Here is a 21,336-nt window from a genome sequence, read left to right on the forward strand (position 1 = left end):
AGGGGCGGAGCCGCCGTGCGCCGGAGCGATGACAGCGACGCGGAGCCGCGCGGACGCGACCTGAGGGTGGTGACGCAGCCGAGGCGGCGGGGCGGGGGTCTGCGGCGCATCGCGACGCTGATCACGCTCGCTCCCCTCCTCGTCGTCGTCCTCACGCTCACGCTGGCGCTCGTCTATAGCGTGGCGACCCCGCCCTCAACCCTGATGCTCGGGCGCTGGCTCTCGGGCGAGGCGGTGCAGCGGGACAGCGTGCCTCTCGACGCCATCAGCCCGGCCCTGATCCAGGCAGTGGTGGCCTCCGAGGACCAGCGCTTCTGCCTGCACAATGGCGTCGATTGGGGGGCGCTGCGCGACGTCGTGGACGACGAGGAGGGGCCGAGCCGGGGCGCCTCGACCATCACGATGCAGACGGTCAAGAACGTCTTCCTCTGGCCCGGCCGCTCCTACATCCGCAAGGCGCTCGAAATCCCGCTCGCCGTGATGGTCGATGCCCTCTGGGGCAAGCGGCGGACGATGGAGGTCTATCTCAACGTCGCCGAGTGGGGCGACGGAATCTTCGGCGCCGAGGCGGCCAGCCGCCACTGGTTTCGCAAGAGCGCCCGCGACCTGAGCCGGGGCGAGGCGGCGCTGCTCGCCGCCATCCTGCCGAACCCGATCCTGCGCAGCGCAGGGAAACCCACGCCGGGCGTGCGGAGGATCGCCGCCCGCATCCAGGGGCGGATGGGGCAGGTGGATGGCTTGATGGGGTGCCTGAGGCGCTGAGGCGCGCGGCATCGGGCTGGCCTCGACAACACGGGCCGTCATTCCGGGGCTCGCCGCGGGCGAGAACCCGGAATCCACGACTGGCCGCGACGCCTCGCAGGGCCGCGCATCACGGGTGGATTCCGGGTTCCGCTGCGCGGCCCCGGAATGACGTGCGTTTCATGTCAAGGCAGCGATCACATCGGCGGCCCGCGTTCGAAGCCCTGTCGTCCGCCTCATCGACGTTGACTTCCCTCCCCCACCTCCCCCAAACCCGCCGACGCCCTCCCGGGGGCGAAGCACCCAAAAAACGGTCCGATCATGCCCATCCTGACCTTCCCCGACGGCAACACCCGCGCTTTCGAGGCCGCGGTGACCGGCCGGACCGTGGTCGAAGGCATCGCCAAGTCGCTGGCCAAGCGTACCGTCGCCATGGCGCTCGACGGCGTGGTGCAGGATCTGGACGACACGATCGCGCAGGACGCCGCGATCGAGTTCATCTCCCGCGACGATCCCCGCGCGCTCGAACTGATCCGCCACGATTGCGCGCACGTGCTGGCGGAGGCCGTGCAGGCGCTGTGGCCCGGCACGCAGGTGACGATCGGCCCGGTGATCGAGAACGGGTTCTACTACGACTTCGCGAAGCCTGAGCCGTTCACGCCCGAGGACTTCCCGAAGATCGAAGCGAAGATGCGCGAGATCATCGCGCGCGATGCGCCCTTTACCAAGGAGGTCTGGAAGCGCGACGACGTGAAAAAGCTCTTCGCCGATAGGGCTGAGAGCTACAAGGTCGAGCTGGTCGATGCGATTCCGCCGGGCGAGGATCTGAAGATCTACCGCCAGGGCGAGTGGTTCGACCTGTGCCGCGGCCCGCACATGACCTCGACGGGCAAGATCGGCACCGCGTTCAAGCTGATGAAGGTCGCGGGCGCTTATTGGCGGGGTGACGCCGCCAACCCGATGCTGACGCGCATCTACGGCACCGCCTGGGCCACTCAAGGAGATCTCGATGCCTACCTGCATCGTCTCGAAGAGGCCGAGCGCCGCGATCACCGGCGGCTGGGCAAGGAAATGGACCTGTTCCACTTCCAGGAGGAAGGCCCCGGCGTCGTGTTCTGGCACGCCAAGGGCTGGACGGTGTTCCAGGAGCTGATCGCCTACATGCGGCGGCGCCTGCGCGGCGACTATCAGGAGGTGAACGCGCCGCAGATCCTCGACAAGGCTCTGTGGGAGACCTCTGGCCACTGGGGCTGGTACCGCGAGAACATGTTCGCCGCCCAATCCGCGGGCGACGAGGCTGAGGACAAGCGCTGGTTCGCGCTCAAACCCATGAACTGCCCCGGCCACGTGCAGATCTTCAAGCACGGCCTGAAATCCTACCGCGACCTGCCTCTGCGCATGGCCGAGTTCGGCGTGGTCCACCGCTACGAGCCGTCGGGCGCCATGCATGGCCTGATGCGCGTGCGCGGCTTCACCCAGGACGACGCGCACATCTTCTGCACCGAGGACCAGCTCGCCGCCGAGTGCCTGAAGATCAACGAGTTGATCCTCTCGACCTACGCGGATTTCGGCTTCGACCAGATCCTCGTGAAGCTCTCGACGCGGCCCGAGAAGCGCGTCGGCTCCGACGAGTTGTGGGACCACGCCGAGGCCGTGATGACGCGGGTGCTGGCGCAGATCGAGGAGCAGTCGGGCGGGCGCATCCGCACCGCGGTGAACCCCGGCGAGGGCGCGTTCTACGGCCCGAAATTCGAGTACGTCCTGCGCGACGCCATCGGCCGCGACTGGCAGTGCGGCACGACCCAGGTGGACTTCAACCTGCCGGAGCGGTTTGGCGCGACCTATATCGACGCCGACAGCCAGAAGAAGCCGCCGGTGATGGTCCACCGCGCCATCTGCGGCTCGATGGAGCGCTTCACCGGCATCCTGATCGAGCATTTCGCGGGGCACTTCCCGCTCTGGATCGCCCCGGTGCAGATCGTGGTGGCGACGATCACCAGCGAGGCGGATGCTTACGCCCGCGAGGTCGTGCGGGTGCTGGAGCGGGCGGGCCTGCGCGTGGACGCCGACCTGCGCAACGAAAAGATCAACTACAAGGTCCGCGAGCACTCGCTGGCCAAGGTGCCGGTGCTGCTGGCGCTGGGCAGGCGCGAGGCGGAGGAGCGCACGGTCTCGGTGCGCCGTCTCGGCAGCCAGAAGACCACGACGCTGACGCTCGACGCGGCGCTCGCGGCCTTCGTCGAGGAAGCGACCTCGCCGGACCGCCGCCGGGCCGAAGCGGTGACCGAGAGCCGCCCGAGCACCGATACGGTGCTCGACGGGCAGCATGTGGAGCAGCCGGCGCCGTAGCGCCGGCTTCAACGCCCCGCATCCCACCCAATCCCCTCATCCTGAGGTGCCCGCCTTGGCGGGCCTCGAAGGAGGGCTCCAGCGTATCGCGCGATCCCTGGAGCCCTCCTTCGAGGCTGCTGCGCAGCACCTCAGGACGAGGGATTCGGGTGGGAGGAGCCGGTGGTCTCCACCGCCTCGCAGGTCAACGGCGGCGGCGCCTCGACGCTGCGCCAGCGGCCGTAGGCCCAGGGGCGGTGCCATGCGGCGCCCTCAGGCGTGCGCTCCGGCACAAGATCGATGCCGTGGGTGCCGAACGGGCCGCAGCGGCAGATGCGCGAGAATCCCATCCAGCCGCCGGCCCAGAGCCCGTGCCGCTGGATCGCCGCGTCGGTGTATTCCGAACAGGACGGCCAATGTCGGCACTGGCGCCCGACCAGCCCCGACAGGGTGAGCTGGTAGCCGCGGATCGCGATATGCGCGGCGCGCCGGATCACGCCGCCTCGGGGGCGCCGGAACCCTTAGCAGCCGCGATCCGATCGAGGGCATCCACCACCGCGTCGAAGGTGAGCAGCGTCGAGGCGTGGCGGGCGCGGAAGTCGCGCACCGGCTCCAGCACGGCCAGATCCGCCCACTTGCCGTCCGGCACCGGGCCGTTCTCCTTCAGCATCGCCCGCATCCGGGCGCGAACCTCGCGCAACTCATCGGCGCTGGAGCCGACGACGTGGCGCGCCATCAGCGAGGACGAGGCTTGGCCCAGCGCGCAGGCCTTCACGTCGTGGGCGAAGTCGGTGACCGTGCCGGCCGAATCGGTGACGAGATCGACGGTCACGGTCGAGCCGCACAGCTTGGAATGCGCCGTGGCGGTGGCGTCGGGCGCGTCGAGGCGGCCGAGCCGGGGGATGTCGGCGGCCAGTTCGAGGATGCGGCGGTTGTAGATGTCGTCGATCATGGCGGACCTTCCTGTCCACGGCGCCGGTTCGGTGCGGCTCTCAAGGAAACGTGGAGCCGGATGCGCGTGCCGTGCATTGCGCGGCGGCGCGAATGCGTCGATATAGGCGCGACGAAGCCGTTTCGCGAGAATGGCCCCGTCGATCCCGGTCACGCCCCGACCCCGGATTCGGATCGTTCGAGGGCGTCGGCACTTCGTGAGAGCGCCGGGACGGATCGACGATGTACGCCAAGCCCGACAGCACGACCATGAAGGCCCGTGTCGCGAAGGCCGGAGATGCCATGGATGCCGCCCTCAAATCCCTCTCGTACGGCATGAGCGACGACGAGCGACGCACGAACGCCGTCGGCCTCGACGGGATGCGCGGCGCCAACGATGCCGGCCGCCCCGAGGGCTCGGCCAACATCGCGCCGCTGCCCGAATCGGCCCAGCGCGTTCCGAACGAGGTCGCGCTCGGCCGCCCGAGCCGCCAGGAGGCCGAGGCCGCCGTGCGCACGCTGCTGCGCTGGGCCGGCGACGACCCGACCCGCGAGGGGCTGATCGACACCCCCGCCCGCGTGGTGAAGGCCTACGAGCAGATTTTTGGGGGCTACAAGGCCGATGCGGACGCGTTGCTGGAGCGCGTGTTCGAGGAGGTCGAGGGCTATTCCGACGTCGTGCTGGTGCGCGACATTCCGTTCTACTCCCATTGCGAGCACCACATGGTGCCGTTCATGGGGCTCGCCCACATCGCCTATTACCCGATCAAGGGCGTGGTCGGCCTCTCCAAGCTCGCCCGCGTGGTCGATGCCTTCGCCCGCCGCCTGCAGACGCAGGAGACGATGACGGCCCAGATCGCCGACACCATCGAGAGCATCCTGCAGCCCCGCGGCTGCGCCGTGATGATCGAGGCCGAGCATCTCTGCATGGCGATGCGCGGCGTGCAGAAGGCCGGCGTCTCGACCATCACCACGCAGTTCCGCGGCGTCTATCGGGACGATCCGAGCGAGCAGGTCCGCTTCCTGACGCTGGTCCGCGGCGGCAAGGCCTGAACGCCCGATCATGACCGAGCCGTTCGAGAGGCCCGGCGCCCGCGCCGAGGTCGAGGAGGGCACCCGCCTCACCCCGCGCTTCGGCCCGGATGGGCTGGTGAGTTGCATCGCCGTCGATGCCCAGGACGGGCAGGTGTTGATGCTCGCCCACATGAACGCCGAGGCGCTGGCCCGCACCCTTGAGACCGGCGAGGCGTGGTACTGGTCGCGCTCCCGCAACGAACTCTGGCACAAGGGCGCGACCTCGGGGCAGGTGCAGCGCATCGTCGAGATGCGGGTCGATTGCGATCAGGACGCGCTGCTGATCCGCGTCGAGGTCGGCGGCGACGGTGGCTGCTGCCATACCGGGCGCCGCTCCTGCTTCTACCGCACCGTCTCGCGCGACCCCGAGACCGGCGCCGCCGTCCTGGCTCCCGCCGGGCGATGAGGCTGGAGGCGCACGCCCCCGCGCCGCGCCTGTTTCCGGAAGGGGCGGTGGAGCCCGTCGCATCCCGCCCCCGCGCGCCTGGCATCGGGCTGGCGCTCGGCGGCGGCTCCGCCCGCGGCTGGTCGCATATCGGCGTGATCGAGGCGCTCGAAGAGGGCGGCATCTATCCCGAAGTCGTGGCCGGCTGCTCCATCGGCGCCGTCGTCGGCGGGGCCTACGCCGCCGGGCGGCTCGGGGCGCTCAAGGACTTCGCGCTGTCGCTCACCCGGCGCCGGGTGATGGGGATGATTGATCCGCGCCTCACCGGCTCTGGCCTGATCGCGGGCGAACGCCTGCGCCGCCGCCTCGCGCGCGAATTGACCGGGTACGACATCGAGACACTGCCGCTGCGCTTCGCCACCGTGGCCACCGAGTTCGGCACCGGCCACGAGGTCTGGCTGACGCGGGGTTCGCTGGTCGAGGCGGTGCGCGCCTCCTACGCCATCCCCGGCGTGTTTCCGCCGGTCGCGCTCGAAGGGCGGCTGCTGATGGACGGGACGCTGGTGAACCCGGTGCCGGTGCGGCTCGCCCGCGAACTCGGCGCCGACCTCGTCATCTGCGTGAACCTCGCCTGCGAGAGCCGCCCCCGCGCCCGCGTCATCCGCCCCGGCCTCGATCCCGAGGAAGCCGTCCAAGCGGCGGCCGAGCCCGACGAGGCGGAGATCGAGCGGACGCTGGAGGCCACCGTGCGCCGCCGCGGTCGCTGGGCGCTGCTGACCGGCGCGAGCCGCCGCCTGATGGGCCGCCGCGCCCGGCCCAAACCTCCGCAGGAGATCGGCCGCACCGCGCCGGGCGTCGCCCGCGTGATGCTGGACGCCTTCAACATCACCCAGGACCGGATTTCCCGCGCGCGGCTGACCGGCGAGCCGCCGGACGTGTCGATCCGGCCGCGGCTCGGCGAGTTCGGCCAGTTCGAGTTCCACCGCGCCGAATACGCGATCGATCTCGGCCGTCAGGCCGGCCGCGCGGCCTTGCCGGAGATCCGGCGGATGATGGAGAGCGCGGCGGCGCGGTGCTGACACCGCCGCACGCTTTGAAAACACACCGACCGTCATTCCGGTGCTCGCCGCAGGCGAGAACCCGGAATCCACGACTGGCCTCGACGCCCCGTGGCACCGCGCATCACGGGTGGATTCCGGGTTCCGCTGCGCGGCCCCGGAATGACGGTGGGGTTTTGCTAAGCCACCTTCGGCGCCCTCAGGCCATCGTGATGTAGTCGCGCATCGCCTGGTGCTCCGCCTCGACGGCGGCGATGCGGCGCTTGACGACGTCGCCGATGGAGACGACGCCGATCAGGCGGCCCTCCTCGACCACCGGCAGGTGGCGGAAGCGGCCCTCCGTCATCGTCTCCATCACCTCCTCGATCGAGGTGCGGCGGGTGCAGGTGACGACCTTGGCGGTCATGTAGCGCGAGACCGGCTGGTCGAAGGCGGAGGCGCCGTCGCAGGCGAGCGCGCGCATCACGTCGCGCTCCGACAGGATGCCGATGACCCGGCCCCCGGAATCGCCCACGACCAGGGCGCCGATGCGCTTCTCGGCCAGCGTGTGGATGGCCTCGTCGATCGTGCGGTCCGGCGACACCGTGGTGACGGTCGTGCCCTTCTCCGCGAGAATGCGTGCAACGCTCATGTAGTCCCCTCCCAGTTGGATCGCGCCGTCAGCCCCGCGGCGCGAGAGCGATCCGGGGCGGGTTGGGCCCCGCCTCCGATGCGGCGATTGTGTGGCACCCCCGCCGCACTGTCCAGCATTTGGTGCAAAATAAACTGTCAGCGCGGCGAGCGTTCAGAAAGAAATTTCCACAACCGATCATGAGGGAGACCCTGCGGGACCGCCTCCGGTTCCCGCAGGCGGCTTCACTGCGACTGGCGGCGGGTCACCGTGGTGCGGTTGGGGGCGGTCTCGCCCTTGTCTTGGTAGAGGGGCACGATCGCCCGCAGCCAGCCGCGGGTCTCGTGGCCACCGTAATTGCGCTCGACCACGTCGCGGGTGACGTAGGCCTGGATGTTCACCGGCCCGAAATTGTAGCCGACGAGGCCGCCCACCGCGATCTGCCCCTGCGAGCGGTAGCTCGCCACGCCGGTCGGCAGATCGGTCGAGCCGAAGGCGACGGGGCCGACCTGCCACTTGCCGAACTTCTTCGTCAGGGTCAGGTCGAGGTTGATGTAGTCCGGGTAGAGCGTGCCCGTGGGCGAGCGGGTGTCGAGGAAGACGCCGTAGAGCATGTTGGCGGTGATGTTCCAGTCGTTGCCGGTGTAGCTGATGGCGAAGCGGTGGCTCAGCGAGGCGGACTGGGTCAGGAACTGCGTCTCGATCGGCAGGTAGCCGCCGAACAGGTAGCTGACGCCGATGTCGTTGCCGAGGTTCCAGGCGAGCTGGCCGGCGAGCAGCGTCTGGCCGATGCCGCTGTTGTAGGGAGCGCCGCGGGTGCTGGAGGCCGCGACCGGCTGGGTGACGAAGAACTGGACCCGCGCGTTGAACAGGTTCCACGGCGTCGCCCAGGCGAAGGTCGGCAGGTTGACGTTGCTCTCCGAGCTCAAGGGCGCGGTGTCGCGCACGCCGAAGCTCGACGTGTTGACGAAGTAGAGGCCGACCGGGAGCTGGGCGCCGACCGGCAGACCAATGGTCTGGCCCGGCTGCGCGGCCGAACCGGCCAGGGCCGGGCCGGCGGCGAGCGTGGACAGGAGGACGGCGAGGATACGACGTGTCACCGGGGATACGCTCCGTCGGACGCGCGGCGACCGCCGCCGCACTCCCTGATCCTGACGGATGGGCGGAGCGGTTTATTGCCGGCGAACGGTCCCGGTGGTTGCGTCGCCGGGCGGGTGTCGCCCAAAGGGCACGGTTTCGGGCACGGTTTCGCCTCAGCGGCGCCCGCGCGGCTCCATCAGTGGCAGCAGGAAGAAGCCGGCGAGGAAGCCGCCGAGATGCGCGTCCCAGGCGATCGGCCCGTCCGCGCCGCCGAGCGGCAGGGCGAGGAGGCCGAACAGCAGGTTGGTGGCCAGAAGCACGCCGAGGAACAGCATCGCCGTACGGTTGCGCATCAGCTCGGGGATGGTCTGCAGGGGCGGTCGCGGCGGCAATTGCCAGGGGGCCGCCGATAGGAAGGGAGGCGGCGGCTGGAACACGAAGCGGGCCGCCGCGGCCATGAGCGCCGAGATGCCGGCGGACGCCCCGACCAGCGGCATCGCGCTGTCGGGATCGAGGAAGAGATGGAGCGCGGCCCCCGCCACGATGCCGGCGAGCGCGATCAGGCCGTAGCGCAGCGCGCCGTAGCGGCGGGCGACCGGCGCGCCGAAGGCCGCGAGCCAGACCGAGTTGAAGATCAGGTGCGTCCACGAGCCGTGCAGCAGCGCGTAGCTGACGAAGGTCCACGGCATCGCGGAGGCGTCGGAGACGAGGTAGCGGGCGAATTCCCGGCGGGCGGCGGCGATGGCGGGCTCGCTCACCGCCTCGCCCGCGGCCCGGACGATCTCGGCGGCCCGCGACGGATCGAGGGCGGCGGTCCAGCGGGCCGGGATGAAGGCGAGGTCGAGCAGCACCGACAGGTCGAGGGCGTCGGGCAGCACGCTGCGCACGACGTGGATGGCCGCCAGCACCGCGATCGAGGCGGTGACGATCCCGGGCAGGTTGAAGACGGGCACGCGGCCCTGTCGCGGCAGATCGGGAGAGGCATCCATGCCGCACCATGTCGGCGCGCCCGGCTTCGCCGCAAGCCCCGCGGCGGCCGAATCCGCGTGCGTCCACGCCGCAGCCATTCAGGAAAGCCGCGGGAGGGCCTTCTGCAGGCGCCTCCCGCGCGGCCACCGGCCCGACGCGGGCCCCGGCCGAAGTGATGGCGTCGACATCGCTCTCGACGTCCCGATCGTCTCGCGGACGCCGATCCGCGGCAAGTACGCAGTCCTGGCAACCTTTCGTTAAGGTTAAGGAAGGGTTACCCGCGCGGGAATCGGGCGGTGAGCATAGGGTGTGCTCCGGAAGACGTGAGCGGCGGGTCGAGACAGGCGTTTTGCCCCGCAACGAACCGTCAAGGGTCCGAGACGAAGCGGGCCGTACCGATGCGGAACACCATGAAGCATCCCACCAGCCGCCAGCTCCACGCCTACTGGAACCGCCTGCGCGGCACCCGCTCCGCCCCTGAGCGGGGCGAGATCGAGCCCGGCGAGATCCGCAATCTCCTGGCCGACAGCTTCATCCTCGAAATCGATCCGGGCCGCCGCACCTGCGCGGTGCGGCTCGCGGGCACGCGGCTCTGCGCCCTGTTCGGGCGCGAGCTGCGCGGTGGCCCGTTCGCCGGGCTGTGGCCGGCGAAGGCGGGCGGGACCGAGGCCGATCGGATCGAAGCGTACCCCTGGCGCCTCGTCGAGGCCGTCACCGCCGACACGGTCGGGATGGTCGCGGGGCTGACCGGCACCACCGCCCGCGGCGAGAGCCTCGACCTCGAACTGGTGCTCCTGCCCCTGCGCCACCGCGGCAAGACCGAGGCGCGGATGCTGGGCGCGCTCAGCCCCCACACCATCCCGCCCTGGCTCGGCATCCGCCCGATCCTGCATGTCGAGACGGTCTCGCAGCGGGTGCTGGCGCCGGCCTGCGACGCGGCGGCCCGCGACTTCGCCGAGGCGTTGCCCGAACCTGCCAACGATTCCCGCCCCGCGCGCTTCGGCCACCTCCTCGTCCACGAGGGCGGGCGCGGCGGCGCATGATCGGCGCGGACCACAACCGGAGGGGGATGTCAGGGTGTCGGCCAAGGTCTCGGCAAGTGTTTCGTAACCGACCCGGCGGTACTGATCGGGGCTGAGACGTTTGATCTCTCGACGGCCGGACCGCCATGATCGAGCACGCCCCGAGCGGCACCCCCATTCGCATCGCAGACCAGCGTCGCCACCAGCGGGTGCGCGCCGAACTGCTCGGCCGCTACATGCTCGCCGACCGGCGCGAATACCCATGCCAGACCGTGGATATGTCCCCCGGCGGCGTGCGCCTGACCTGCGCCGTGCTGGGCTCCGTCGGCGAGCGCGTGGTGCTGTATCTGGAGCAGATCGGGCGGCTGGAGGGCGTGATCGTGCGCCATCCCCCCGGCGGCTTCGCGATGCAGCTCAACGCCACCCCGCGCAAGCGCGACAAGATCGCCTCGCAGCTCATGTGGCTGGCCAACCGCGACGGTCTCGGCCTGCCCGAGGGCCGCACCCACGAGCGCCTCGTGCCGACTCATCCGGGCGTGCAGCTGCGCCTCGACGGCGGCCGGACGATCTCGGCCCGCGTCATCGACATCTCGATGTCGGGCGTCGCGCTCGCCACCACGACCACCCCGCCGATCGGCACCGCCGTCATGGTCGGCTCCACGCCGGGCCGGGTGGTGCGCTACTTCGAGGGCGGCATCGGCGCTCAGTTCATGCTGCCGATCTCGCCGGACCGCTTCCACGAGGGCATCCGGCTGTAGGCCTCCGCCCTCACAGGCTCCACGATCCGCCCCTCGCCCGACCGCCCGTCGCGCGAGGGGTTTTTTGTTTGTGCCGCATGCGGCTTCCCGTCGATCACCGCGGCCGCCGCCCCACGCCGTCATTGCGAGGCGAAGCCGAAGCAATCCAGGGCGCGACCTGTTCGGAGAAGGCGAGACCGCGCCGACGAAACGGCCACGTGCGAGCTTTCCCTTGTGAGTGCGGAGCGCTGGATTGCTTACGCCGCGCCTCGCAATGACGGAGTGCGGTGGAATCGCGGCGACAGGCCGGAACACCATCGGAGACGGCAGAAAACCGCCGATCCGACTCGGTCACGCTTCCGCAGGGTTTCCCGCCCCCTAACGCGACCGCGAGGATTCGCGCGAACCCTCTGAACTCCCCTTCGCCCTCCCGAACGGAGCGTGGCCGTGGGCGGCGAATCGATAAAATTGCGCGGATCGGCTTCAGCGCGGCGGAGGGGGTGCGGCGACATCCTGGCCTCGTTCGAAGGACAGCCGCCATGCGCAACGCCGACACGGGAACTCTCAAGGCCGGATGGAAGACGGCGCTGCTCGCCGCGCTGACGCTCTGCGCCGGCCTCGTCGGCGCCGCGCAGGCCCAGACGGTCGCAGCACTCCCCGTCGCGCTGCCGGGCACGAGCGCCGGCTTGGTCCCCGGTGCCGAGGCCCGTCCGATCCTGGCCTGGACCGATTTCTGCCGCAGCTATCCGGCCGAGTGCGCCTTCGACCGCAACGAGCCCACCCGCGTCACCCTCACCCCCGCGATCTGGAACACCATCGTCTCGGTCAACCGCCGGGTGAACCGCACGATCCGCCCCGTGACCGATCAGGAGCATTGGGGCCGCCCCGACCGCTGGGATCTGGCCGAGGACGGCGCGGGCGATTGCGAGGACTTCCAGCTCCTGAAGCGGCGACTGCTGGCCGAGGCCGGCCTGCCGCGCCGGGCCATGCGGATGACCGTCGTCATCGACGAGAAGGGCGAGGGCCACGCGGTGCTCACCATCATCACCGACCGCGGCGACTACGTGCTCGACAACAAGACCAGCGCGATCACCGCATGGCACGAGACCGGCTACGTCTTCATCAAGCGCGAGGGCCAGGACGCCCTGGCATGGGTCTCGCTGGGCGGGGCCAGCTCGCCGATCACCACCGCCAACCGGTGACGGGCGCGACGCCGGCTTTCTGAGCCGGGCGCCTCGTTCCCCGGCCGGCATCGCGAGAGCCGACAGGGAGGCGCCGGTGTGGCCCGATTGCCAGCACGCTCACGAATGTCCCGCTCCGGCACGGGAAGGCGGCCGGAGCGTGTCACCCTTTCTTCACTTTCGCCTTGAGCCCGCCGCAGCCGCGTGCAAGCTTCACCGTGAAACAGGGGCGGCAGGACGGTCGGCCATGCGGTACGCGGTGCTCGGGGGCGTCGGCGACGGATCGGCGTTGTCCCGCGGGGTGCTGGGGCGGCGCCTGCGGCGGGCGGCTCACCTGTCGATGGTCGGCGCGATCCTGCTGCTCGGCGGCGCCACCACCCAGGCCCAGACCGTGGCCTCGCTGCCGGAAAACGGCACCGCCGCCGAGCAGGGCGCGCCCGCCCGGCCGGTCGCCGCCTGGAACGACTTCTGCGTCCGCCACCCCTCCGAATGCGCCGTCGACACCGCGGAGCCGGCCGTCATCGCCCTGACGCCGGCCGTGTGGCAGGCGCTCTCCAGCGTGAACCGGCGGGTCAATGGCCGCATCAAGCCGATCACCGACGCGGCCCATTGGGGCGTGGTGGACCGCTGGGACTTCCCCGACGACGGCTTCGGCGATTGCGAGGACATCCAGCTCCTCAAGCGGAAGATGCTGATCGAGCGGCGCCTGCCGCGGCGCGCGCTCCGCATGACCGTGGTGATCGACGAGATCGGCGAGGGCCACGCGGTGCTGATGGTCCGCACCGACCGCGGCGACCTGATCCTCGACAACAAGACCAACGCGGTGCTGCCGTGGCAGCGCACCGGCTATTCCTTCGTCAAGCGCGAGGGCCAGGACGGCAAGGCCTGGGTCACCCTCAACAACGGCGCCTCGCCGGTGACGACCGCGAACCGCTGACCGGACGGCGCATCCGACCGGATGACGGTGTGGTCGCGGCGGCACAGCGGCGGCAATTTGGGCGACAGCCGTCTTCTCACCCTTGGTGTGCGGATCGTCCGCGGATAGCCCTCAGGCATCGATCCTGAGTTGCCGCCGGGCCCCGACGATCATGCGTGCCGTTCCCCGTCTCGTGTCCCTCGCCCTGGTCGCCTCCGGCCTTGCCGCCTGCCAATCGACGATGGTGCCGCCATCGGCCGTGCCGGGCGGCGCGGTGCCGGCCTCGCTGCCGCCCGCCGTCTCCGCTCTGCTGCCGTCCAACTATCGCGAGCAGGTCGCCGCCCACGTCGTCCACCAATACATGACCGACGCCGAAGGCCCGGCGGAGGTCACGCCGATCTCGGCGGGCGGCAATTGGAAGCCCGAGGCGGGCAGCTTCCAAGTCCGTTTCCCGGTCAGGGAGGAGAAGGCACAGGGCGTCTACTTCGTGCGCCTCGGCGACGGTCCGCGCCGACGCTGCATCACGGCATCGGTCGATCACAGTTTCTTCTCCGACAAAAAGAGCATCGTTCTTAAGACCCGGAAGATCGACGAATGGACCACCTGCGGGGACGGCCCGTGGGAACCCTTTCCGGAGCTTGAGCGGATGGTGGCTGCCGTCCGCGCCTGCCTCGGCCGCGGGGAGAAGACCTGCGAACTCTCCGTCAAGGCGCCGGAATCCAAGACAACCGAGGCCAAGGTCGCCGAGACCAAGCCGGCCCGCGGGAGGCGCTGAGGCGCCCGCGACGCCGCCGGGTGGTATCGGCGAGAGGCCAAAGCGGCTATCGGTCGGGTTTCCAGGGCTCCCGCAGCCCGGCTTTCGGCAGCCACGCCCCGCATGACCGCGCTTCCTGAGGACGCATTTCCGGCGCTCCTGCCGCTGCCCTCCCTGCTGATCGAGGCGGGCGAGGCCGGCGCGGCGATCCGCGCCGCCAACCCGGCGCTGCTGACGCTGACGGGTTTTTCGGAAGGTGACCTGATCGGCCAGCCGCTGGCCGCCCTCGAATGCCGCCACGCGGACCATGCCGGCTGGGCCGCCCTGCGCGACGCACTCGGGCGGACTGAGGAAACGCGGGCCGAGCTGCTGTTCGCCCGCAAGGACGGCTCTTCGTTCTGGGGCGAACTTTTCGTGGTGCCGCTGCCGGGCGAGCCCCGGCGGTTCCTCGGCCAGATCGTCGACATCACCCGCTGCCGTGAGGCGGAAGGGGCGCTCGCCCTGTCGCGTCAGCGCGAGGCGCTGGGGCTCCTGACCAACAGCGTCGCCCACGAGTTCAACAATTACCTCCAGATCCTGATCGGCTACATCGACGGCCTCAAGCGCCGCCTCGGCGACCGGCCGGAGCCGTTCATCCAGCGCGCGGTCACCCGCTCGACCGAGGCCTCCGAGCGCGCCGCGGTGCTGACGCGGCAATTGCTGGCGCATTCCCGCCGCATCGCGCCGGACCTGCGCCCGATCGATCTCGGTCAGGCCGTGCAGGCGGCCCTCGACCGGCTGCGCCCGAGCCTGCCGCACCGCATCGCGATCGACCTGACGATCCCCGAAGGCTTGCCGCCGGCCCTGTGCAACCCGAGCCAGGTCGAACTGGCGCTGGGCCACATCCTAACCAACGCCTGCGAGGCGATGGCGGGCGAGGGCACCGTCACGATCCGCCTGTTCGCCATCGAGCCCGGCGACCGCACCCTGCAACGGCCGGAGGCCGGCGCGGTGGGGCTCACCGTCACGGATACCGGCCACGGCCTGTCGCCGGAGATGCAGGCCCGTGCGCTCGCCCCCTTCGCCACCACCCGCGAGGCCGGGCGCGGGGCCGGGCTCGCCATCGTCCACGGGCTGATGAAGCGCCAGAACGGCACCATCTCCCTCGACAGCCGCCCCAATGAGGGCGCCACCGTGCGCCTCGTCTTTCCGGCGGCGGGATGAAACGCGTTTGCCCCCGGTGAAAGCGGACTAAAAACGCGTCTCGCCCGTCCCCATCTTCGAGAGGGCATTCTCCGCCCGCTCTTAGATGGTGACCCGAGGTTTACCCGATGGCTTCCTCCCCGCGCGCCAAGCGCGTCGTGACCCTCCTCGCGCTCGTGGCCTCGCTCGCCGTGGCGGCACCGACCGTCGATGCGCGGCCGGGCGGCGGCGGATCGAGCTTCGGCTCCCGCGGCTCCAAGACCTATTCGCCGCCCGCCGGCACCGCGACCTCGCCCGGCACGATGGGTGCGCCGATGCAGCGCTCGCAGACGAGCCCGAGCCCCGGCATGAACAATCCCGGCATGGCGGCCCAGAACCGTCCGCGCTTCGGCGGCGGCTTCATGGCGGGCCTGCTCGGCGCCGGCCTGTTCGGCGCGCTGCTCGGCGCCGGCTTCTCCGGGGGGCTGGGCGGCATCGCCTCGTTCCTCGGCCTGATCCTGCAGATCGGCCTGCTCGCCCTCGTCGTCATGTTCGTGGTGCGGTTCTTCCGCCGCCGCAAGGAAGGCTCGCAGCCGGCCATGGCCGGAAACGCGCCTTACGCCCGCTCCGGTCTCGACCCGCAGAACACGCCGCCCCAGGGTGGCATGATGGGCGGCGGCATGATGGGCGGCATGGGGAACGGGATGAACCCGATGGGCGGCGGCATGGCCGGCGGCGCCCGTCCGCAGCCGATCCAGGTCCAGCCGGAGGACTTCCAGGCGTTCGAGCGCAATCTCTACGAGATCCAGGGCGCCTACGGCCGTGAGGACGTCGCCACGCTGCGCCGCCTCGTGACGCCGGAGATGGTCGGCTACTTCGAGGAGGAGCTGCGTGCCAACGCCGCCCGCGGCGTCGTCAACCGCATCTCCGACGTGAAGCTGCTCCAGGGCGACCTGTCGGAAGCGTGGCGCGAGGGCCCGGTGGAATACGCCACCGTCGCCATGCGCTTCTCGCTCCGCGACGAGGTGTTCGAGCGCGCCACCAACCGCCACGTCGAGAACGGCGCCCAGGAGGCCAAGGAATTCTGGACCTTCCTGCGCGAGCCGCGGGGTCCGTGGATCCTCTCGGCGATCCAGCAGGGCCGCTGAGTCTTTTCGGGACTGGTGAAGGGGCGTCCGGCGCAAGCCGGGCGCCCTTTTCGTTTGGGAAATACCCTGTCCAGACAAGAGCCGCGGGCGCCGCCGCTCCCCCCTCTCCCCGCACGCGAGGAGAGGCCTTCATGGACCTCGCCGTCCATGAAGGAAGCGGAGGCGAAGCCGGAGCGGCGGTGAGGGGGCGTCTCAGGAAGAGACTCTTCCGGACAAGCCCCCTCACCTTCGGCTGCCGCCTCGCTTCGGCGACGACGGGGTCGCCGAAGCCCTCTCCCCGCACAGCGGGGCGAGGGGATGCGCGGCTCCCGGAGCGATCAAACGGAAACCTGTAGGCGCGAACCGTTCGGGCTCACCGCTGCCCGTGCGCGGCCTCCTTGAACAAGTCCTTGAATTCCCGCGGCTGCGAGCGCCAGTACTGCTTCGGCGCCCGCACTTGCCCGCCGAGTTCGGCCGCCGCATGCCAGGGCCAGCGGGGGTCGTAGAGCATCGCCCGGGCGAGCGAGACCGCGTCCGCCTTGCCCTCGGCCAGGATACTTTCCGCCTGCGCCGGCTCGGTGATGAGGCCGACCGCGATGGTGGTCAGCCCCGTCTCCGCCTTGATCCGCTCGGCGAAGGGCACCTGATAGCCCGGCCCCAGCGGAATCTTTTGGGCGGTCGAGAGGCCGCCGGTGGAGACGTGGATCGCCGCGGAACCCCGCGCCTTGAGGGCGCGGGCGAGTTCCACCGTCTGATCGAGGTCCCAGCCTTCTTCCACCCAATCGGTGGCCGAGACGCGCATCCACACGGGCTTGCCCGCCGGCACGACCTCGCGCACCGCCTCGAACACTTCGAGGGGGAAGCGCATCCGGTTCTCCAGGCTGCCGCCGTAGGCATCCTCGCGCCGGTTGGAGAGCGGCGAGAGGAACTGGTGCAGCAGGTAGCCGTGCGCGCCGTGAATCTCGAACCCGTCGATGCCGAGCCGCAGCGCGCGCCGCGCCGTCGCGACGAAGCCGTCGCGCACGCGCTTGAGGCCCTCCGCGTCCAGCGCATGGGGCGCCACCTCGCCGTCAGTGTGGGCGACCGCGGACGGCGCCTCGGTGCGCCAGCCGTCCGGCGCGTCGGGGGCGATCTGCGCCCCGCCCTCCCACGGCACCCGGCTCGACGCCTTGCGGCCGGCGTGGTTGATCTGGATCGCCACGGGAATCGGCGCGTATTCGCGGATCGCGTCGAGGACGCGGGCGAGCGCCCGCTCGGTCGCGTCGTCGTAGAGGCCGAGATCGGCCGGCGAGATGCGGGCCTCGGGCGAGATCGCGGTCGCTTCCAGCGTCAGCAGGCCCGCGCCCGATTGGGCGAGCTGGCCGAGATGCATCATGTGCCAGTCGGTCGCCGCACCGCCCCGGGCCGAGTACTGGCACATCGGTGCGATGACGATGCGGTTCTCCAGTTCGAGATCGTCGAGGCGCAAGCGTTCGAACAGGCGGGCGGACATTACGGGCTCCGTGTCTTCTCGGTCGCGCATTTGGGGCCGCGGCCCGCGACGGCTACCCCGTCGGCCTTCCATCCGCCCGCTCCCCTCCCATGTTCCCGCTCGGACAGAGAGGAAGCGCGCGATGGGTCTGCTGGTCGACGGGCAGTGGCGGGATCAGTGGTACGACACCGGCAAGACCGGCGGGCGCTTCGAGCGTTCGGCCTCGGCCTTCCGCAACTGGGTCACCGCCGACGGCAGCGCCGGCCCCTCGGGCGAGGGCGGCTTCAAGGGCGAGCCGGGGCGCTACCACCTCACCGTCTCGCTCGCCTGCCCCTGGGCCCACCGCACCCTGATCGTGCGTGCGCTCAAGGGGCTGGAGGACGCGATCTCGGTCTCGGTGGTCTCGCCCTACATGCTGGAAGAGGGTTGGGTGTTTCAACCCGAAGCCGAGGGCGGCGTGAAGGGCGCGACCGCCGACGCGCTGTTCGGTGTAAGGCGCGTCTACGAACTCTACCAGCGGGCCAAGCCCGACTACAGCGGTCGCGTCACCGTGCCGGTGCTGTGGGACCGCGAACGCGAGACCATCGTCTCGAACGAGTCGGCCGAGATCATCCGCATGCTCAACGACGCCTTCGGCGGTGACGGGCCGGACCTCTATCCGGAGGAACTCCGCGGCGAGATCGATACGGTCAACGCCCGCGTCTACGACAGAATCAACAACGGCGTCTACAAGGCCGGCTTCGCCACGAAACAGGAGGCCTACGAGGAAGCCTTCACCGCGCTGTTCACCGAGCTCGACGCGCTGGAAGACCGGCTCGACCGCCAGCGCTACCTCTGCGGTGCGCGGCTCACCGAGGCCGACATCCGCCTGTTCACGACACTGGTGCGATTCGACGCGGTCTATGTCGGCCACTTCAAGTGCAACCGGCACCGGATCGCCGACTACCCGAACCTGTCGAACTACCTGCGCGACCTCTACGCCCTACCCGGCATCGCCCCGACGGTGAACCTCGAGCACATCAAGCGCCACTATTACGGCAGCCATCCGACCATCAACCCGACCCGGATCGTCCCGCTCGGGCCCGCACTCGACTTCGCTGCGCCCAACGATCGCGCCCTGCGCTTCGCCGCTTGAAGCCGGGGCCAAGCGCACAAGAATCCAGGCCAGAAAACGACCGCCGAACCGGAGGAAACCGAGACATGACGACCCGCGCCGCTTCCCTTCTCGCCCTTCTCGCGGCGCTCGCCGCCGGGCCGGCCGCGGCGCAGCAGGGGGCCGAGATCAAGATGACCGGCCAGTGCGAGCGGCTGGTGATCGGCGACAAGGACATCACCCAGAACTGCAAGGAGCAGCTCGTCAACACGGTGACCCGCGGGCGCACCACCTTCGATTTCGCCGCCTGGGACGGCCAGACCCTGAGCTTCAGCGGCTCGGGCGCCCAGCACGAGGCCACCGAGGAGACCGAGCAGCTCCAGCCGGTCAGCCTCGTCGTGTCGGGCCTCAAGAATGCCGAGGGCATCGTGCGCAGCCCCGCCCCCGCGGTCGGCGCCTGCCGCTTCTCCTCGCCCCAGCCCGGCAAGACCCAGATCGCCTGCGAGGCGACCTCGCAGGGCAAGACGTTCGCCGGCACCTTCGTCACCGACGCCAAGACCGACTCGAAGGCCGGCGGCGACGGCACGCAGGACCGGAAGGAAGGCGCCAAGCCCTGAGCGGACGGCCTGCCCCGCTTGCCGCAAAGCCGCTGGTCAGGCGGGGCCCGAGCCCCATGTAACGCGCGTGCGGTGCAACGCACGCGACACGCGTTTTCGACTTCTGAGGGCTCCATGCTCGACGCCAACCCCGCCGGTGCCCCCTCTGCCGCCGGCCTGATCAAGGATACGACCACCGCGGGGTTCCGGCAGGACGTCATCGCCGAGTCGATGAACCAGCCGGTCATCGTCGATTTCTGGGCGCCCTGGTGCGGCCCGTGCAAGCAGCTCACGCCGATCCTCGAAAAGGTCGTCACCGCGGCCGGCGGCCGGGTGAAGCTCGCCAAGCTCAACATCGACGAGCATCCGGGCGTCTGGCAGCAGATCGGCCAGCAGCTCGGGCTTCAGTCGATCCCCGCCGTGATCGCGATCGACCGCGGCCGGCCGGTGGACGCCTTCATGGGCGCGGTGCCGGAATCGGAGGTGCGCGCCTTCGTCGATCGCCTCGCCGGCCCGTCCGAGATCGACCAGATCCTCGAAGAGGCCGCCGCCGTCGCCTCCGCGGGCGACCTCGCCTCGGCCTCCGAACTCTACGCTGCGGTGCTGCGCGAGGAGCCGACCAATCTCAAGGCCATCGCCGGGCTCGCCAAGACCCAGCTCGAACTCGGCGAGACCGAGAACGCGCGCCAAGTGCTGGCGATGGTGCCCGCCGACAAGGCCGAGGACCCGACGCTCGCCGGCGTGCGCGCCGCCCTCGAACTCGCCGACCAGGCCGAGAGCCTGGGCGACCTCGCCGGGCTCCAGAAGCGGATCGAGGCCGACGCAAACGACCATCAGGCCCGGTTCGACCTCGCGCTCGGCCTCAACGCCGCGGGCAAGCGCGACGAGGCGGTGGACCAGCTCGTCGCCATCGCGCGGGCCGACCGCACGTGGAACGAGGACGCCGCCCGCAAGCAGTTGCTGCAGTTCTTCGAGGCCTGGGGCCTGATGGACCCGGCCGCGATCCGCGGGCGCCGCCAGCTCTCGACGATCCTGTTCTCGTGACCGCGCGACGCCCCACCGGCGTGCAGGGGAGACGCTGATGAGTGCGCAGACGAGCCTCAAGTCTCCGGCGGATTGCCCGGCCGTGATCCCGGTCTTCCCGCTGCCCGGCGCCCTGCTGCTGCCGCGGGGGCAGATGCCGCTCAACATCTTCGAGCCGCGCTACCTCGCGATGATCGACGACGCGCTGCGCACCGACCGGATCATCGGCATGATCCAGCCGGACGCCGAGGGCGGCGGGCCGCCGATGGCCCCGAAGCTCTACCGGGTCGGCTGCGCCGGACGGATCAGCCAGTTCGCCGAGACCGGGGACGGGCGCTACCTGATCTCGCTCACCGGGGTCAGCCGCTTCCGGGTCGAGAGCGAACTCGCCACCACCACCGCCTACCGCCGCTGCCACGTCTCCTACGACGCCTTCGCCTCGGATTTCGAGCCGCGGGCCGGCGAGGAGGCAGTGGACCGGGCGGGCGTGCTGACGGCGCTGCGCCGCTTCGTCGAGGCCAACGAGCTGCAGGTCGATTGGTCGGGGATCGAGGAAGCGCCGAACGAAGCGCTCGTCAACGCACTCTGCATGATGAGCCCGTTCGGCGTGCGCGAGAAGCAGGCGATGCTGGAAGCCGCCGACCTCAAGACCCGCGCCGAGGTGCTCGTCGCGGTGACCGAGATGGAGCTGGTGCGCACCGGCGGCGGCCCGGAGCCGACGCTGCAATAGTTTGGCCAGCCGATTTCTCATGGAGGCCCCGGCCGGTTCCGGCTATGGGGCTTCGCACCTTGTAGAGAACCCGGAAGACATCATGGCCGACAGCGCTGTCCCCCCCGTCGAGGCGACCCGGGTCGATCCCCGCCTGCTCGAACTCCTGGTCTGCCCACTGACCAAGGAATCGCTCGAATACGACGCCGCCCGCGAGGAGCTGATCAGCCGCTCCGCCAAGCTCGCCTACCCGATCCGCGACGGCATCCCGATCATGCTGCCGGAAGAAGCGCGCTCGCTGACGGATTGATTCCTTTTTGAGGACGGGGACGCAGGCGGAGGCCGTCCGCCATTGTCCGCGGCTCCTCCCA

Annotated in this window: 23 protein-coding genes; 17 read left to right on the plus strand and 6 right to left on the minus strand. The window is 70.5% G+C overall.

Going from position 1 to position 21,336, the window contains the following annotated elements; translation table 11 throughout:
• Nucleotides 1-15: 15 nt before the first annotated feature.
• Together mtgA and thrS are read left to right on the plus strand one after the other, a co-directional pair.
• Nucleotides 16-762, plus strand: coding sequence for a monofunctional biosynthetic peptidoglycan transglycosylase (mtgA, locus tag AAHG03_RS21190; protein WP_342152980.1), 747 nt, complete (start codon nucleotides 16-18; stop codon nucleotides 760-762).
• 300 nt (nucleotides 763-1,062) lie between these two features.
• Nucleotides 1,063-3,090, plus strand: coding sequence for a threonine--tRNA ligase (gene thrS / locus AAHG03_RS21195; RefSeq protein ID WP_342152981.1), 2,028 nt, complete (start codon nucleotides 1,063-1,065; stop codon nucleotides 3,088-3,090).
• A 131-nt stretch (nucleotides 3,091-3,221) separates the two neighbouring features.
• Here thrS and yidD read toward each other — a convergent pair whose 3' ends face one another.
• Both yidD and AAHG03_RS21205 read right to left on the minus strand, forming a co-directional pair.
• The gene (gene yidD, locus AAHG03_RS21200) at nucleotides 3,222-3,566 is read right to left on the minus strand and encodes a membrane protein insertion efficiency factor YidD (RefSeq protein WP_342152982.1); all 345 of its coding nucleotides are present in this window, start codon (nucleotides 3,564-3,566) and stop codon (nucleotides 3,222-3,224) included.
• Complete coding sequence (locus tag AAHG03_RS21205; RefSeq protein WP_342152984.1) at nucleotides 3,563-4,021, minus strand: iron-sulfur cluster assembly scaffold protein; 459 nt, start codon at nucleotides 4,019-4,021, stop codon at nucleotides 3,563-3,565. The genes yidD and AAHG03_RS21205 overlap by 4 nt, the downstream gene beginning before the upstream one ends.
• A 221-nt stretch (nucleotides 4,022-4,242) precedes the next feature.
• Between AAHG03_RS21205 and folE the strand changes: the two genes are divergently transcribed.
• The 3 genes from folE to AAHG03_RS21220 are packed head-to-tail and all read left to right on the plus strand — an operon-like array spanning nucleotide 4,243 to nucleotide 6,537.
• A complete protein-coding gene (gene folE / locus AAHG03_RS21210; protein ID WP_342152985.1) occupies nucleotides 4,243-5,052 on the plus strand; it encodes a GTP cyclohydrolase I FolE in 810 nt (269 codons plus the stop codon).
• 10 nt (nucleotides 5,053-5,062) lie between these two features.
• Nucleotides 5,063-5,479, plus strand: a complete 417-nt coding sequence (hisI, locus tag AAHG03_RS21215; protein ID WP_342152986.1) for a phosphoribosyl-AMP cyclohydrolase — start codon at nucleotides 5,063-5,065, stop codon at nucleotides 5,477-5,479.
• Nucleotides 5,476-6,537, plus strand: coding sequence for a patatin-like phospholipase family protein (locus AAHG03_RS21220; RefSeq protein ID WP_342152987.1), 1,062 nt, complete (start codon nucleotides 5,476-5,478; stop codon nucleotides 6,535-6,537). Before hisI ends, AAHG03_RS21220 begins: the two co-directional genes overlap by 4 nt.
• Before the next feature lie 178 nt (nucleotides 6,538-6,715).
• Here the strand turns inward: AAHG03_RS21220 and AAHG03_RS21225 are convergent, their stop codons facing one another.
• The 3 genes from AAHG03_RS21225 to AAHG03_RS21235 all read right to left on the minus strand — a co-directional run bounded on the left by AAHG03_RS21225 (nucleotide 6,716) and on the right by AAHG03_RS21235 (nucleotide 9,195).
• Nucleotides 6,716-7,147, minus strand: a complete 432-nt coding sequence (locus tag AAHG03_RS21225) for a CBS domain-containing protein (protein WP_342152988.1) — start codon at nucleotides 7,145-7,147, stop codon at nucleotides 6,716-6,718.
• Nucleotides 7,148-7,371: 224 nt separating this feature from the next.
• A complete protein-coding gene (locus AAHG03_RS21230; protein WP_342152990.1) occupies nucleotides 7,372-8,226 on the minus strand; it encodes a transporter in 855 nt (284 codons plus the stop codon).
• Between the two features lie 153 nt (nucleotides 8,227-8,379).
• Nucleotides 8,380-9,195 carry a rhomboid family intramembrane serine protease gene (locus AAHG03_RS21235; RefSeq protein WP_342152992.1) on the minus strand — a complete coding sequence of 272 codons (816 nt, stop codon included), beginning with the start codon at nucleotides 9,193-9,195 and terminating at the stop codon, nucleotides 8,380-8,382.
• A 390-nt stretch (nucleotides 9,196-9,585) separates the two neighbouring features.
• Between AAHG03_RS21235 and AAHG03_RS21240 the strand changes: the two genes are divergently transcribed.
• The 7 genes from AAHG03_RS21240 (at nucleotide 9,586) to AAHG03_RS21270 (ending at nucleotide 16,094) form a co-directional block, all read left to right on the plus strand.
• Nucleotides 9,586-10,218, plus strand: a complete 633-nt coding sequence (locus AAHG03_RS21240) for a PAS domain-containing protein (protein ID WP_342152994.1) — start codon at nucleotides 9,586-9,588, stop codon at nucleotides 10,216-10,218.
• 125 nt (nucleotides 10,219-10,343) lie between these two features.
• The gene (locus tag AAHG03_RS21245; protein ID WP_342152995.1) at nucleotides 10,344-10,955 is read left to right on the plus strand and encodes a PilZ domain-containing protein; all 612 of its coding nucleotides are present in this window, start codon (nucleotides 10,344-10,346) and stop codon (nucleotides 10,953-10,955) included.
• 518 nt (nucleotides 10,956-11,473) lie between these two features.
• Nucleotides 11,474-12,136 carry a transglutaminase-like cysteine peptidase gene (locus AAHG03_RS21250; RefSeq protein WP_342152996.1) on the plus strand — a complete coding sequence of 221 codons (663 nt, stop codon included), beginning with the start codon at nucleotides 11,474-11,476 and terminating at the stop codon, nucleotides 12,134-12,136.
• A gap of 226 nt (nucleotides 12,137-12,362) precedes the next feature.
• Nucleotides 12,363-13,052: a transglutaminase-like cysteine peptidase gene (locus AAHG03_RS21255; protein WP_342152998.1), complete on the plus strand. Its 690-nt coding sequence runs from the start codon at nucleotides 12,363-12,365 to the stop codon at nucleotides 13,050-13,052.
• Nucleotides 13,053-13,224: 172 nt separating this feature from the next.
• Entirely contained in the window at nucleotides 13,225-13,806 is a 582-nt protein-coding gene (locus AAHG03_RS21260; RefSeq protein ID WP_342153000.1) for a hypothetical protein, read from the plus strand.
• A gap of 102 nt (nucleotides 13,807-13,908) precedes the next feature.
• Complete coding sequence (locus AAHG03_RS21265) at nucleotides 13,909-14,988, plus strand: ATP-binding protein (protein WP_342153001.1); 1,080 nt, start codon at nucleotides 13,909-13,911, stop codon at nucleotides 14,986-14,988.
• Nucleotides 14,989-15,095: 107 nt separating this feature from the next.
• Nucleotides 15,096-16,094, plus strand: a complete 999-nt coding sequence (locus tag AAHG03_RS21270; protein WP_342153003.1) for a TIM44-like domain-containing protein — start codon at nucleotides 15,096-15,098, stop codon at nucleotides 16,092-16,094.
• A gap of 352 nt (nucleotides 16,095-16,446) precedes the next feature.
• On the opposite strand, the gene AAHG03_RS21275 is transcribed toward AAHG03_RS21270, so the two are convergent.
• The gene (locus AAHG03_RS21275) at nucleotides 16,447-17,565 is read right to left on the minus strand and encodes an NADH:flavin oxidoreductase/NADH oxidase (RefSeq protein ID WP_342153004.1); all 1,119 of its coding nucleotides are present in this window, start codon (nucleotides 17,563-17,565) and stop codon (nucleotides 16,447-16,449) included.
• A 121-nt stretch (nucleotides 17,566-17,686) separates the two neighbouring features.
• Between AAHG03_RS21275 and AAHG03_RS21280 the strand changes: the two genes are divergently transcribed.
• The 5 genes from AAHG03_RS21280 to AAHG03_RS21300 all read left to right on the plus strand — a co-directional run bounded on the left by AAHG03_RS21280 (nucleotide 17,687) and on the right by AAHG03_RS21300 (nucleotide 21,275).
• Nucleotides 17,687-18,679, plus strand: coding sequence for a glutathione S-transferase family protein (locus AAHG03_RS21280; RefSeq protein WP_342153006.1), 993 nt, complete (start codon nucleotides 17,687-17,689; stop codon nucleotides 18,677-18,679).
• A gap of 65 nt (nucleotides 18,680-18,744) precedes the next feature.
• On the plus strand, nucleotides 18,745-19,254 hold the full coding sequence (locus AAHG03_RS21285) for a hypothetical protein (protein ID WP_342153007.1): 510 nt from the start codon (nucleotides 18,745-18,747) through the stop codon (nucleotides 19,252-19,254).
• A gap of 114 nt (nucleotides 19,255-19,368) precedes the next feature.
• Nucleotides 19,369-20,277, plus strand: a complete 909-nt coding sequence (locus AAHG03_RS21290; protein ID WP_342153009.1) for a co-chaperone YbbN — start codon at nucleotides 19,369-19,371, stop codon at nucleotides 20,275-20,277.
• A gap of 37 nt (nucleotides 20,278-20,314) precedes the next feature.
• Entirely contained in the window at nucleotides 20,315-20,986 is a 672-nt protein-coding gene (locus AAHG03_RS21295; protein WP_342153011.1) for an LON peptidase substrate-binding domain-containing protein, read from the plus strand.
• 82 nt (nucleotides 20,987-21,068) lie between these two features.
• On the plus strand, nucleotides 21,069-21,275 hold the full coding sequence (locus tag AAHG03_RS21300) for a Trm112 family protein (RefSeq protein WP_342153013.1): 207 nt from the start codon (nucleotides 21,069-21,071) through the stop codon (nucleotides 21,273-21,275).
• The last annotated feature ends 61 nt before the right edge of the window (nucleotides 21,276-21,336 follow it).

Origin of the sequence: Methylorubrum subtropicum, from assembly GCF_038442325.1 — a bacterium.
Taxonomy (GTDB): Bacteria; Pseudomonadota; Alphaproteobacteria; order Rhizobiales; family Beijerinckiaceae; genus Methylobacterium; species Methylobacterium subtropicum.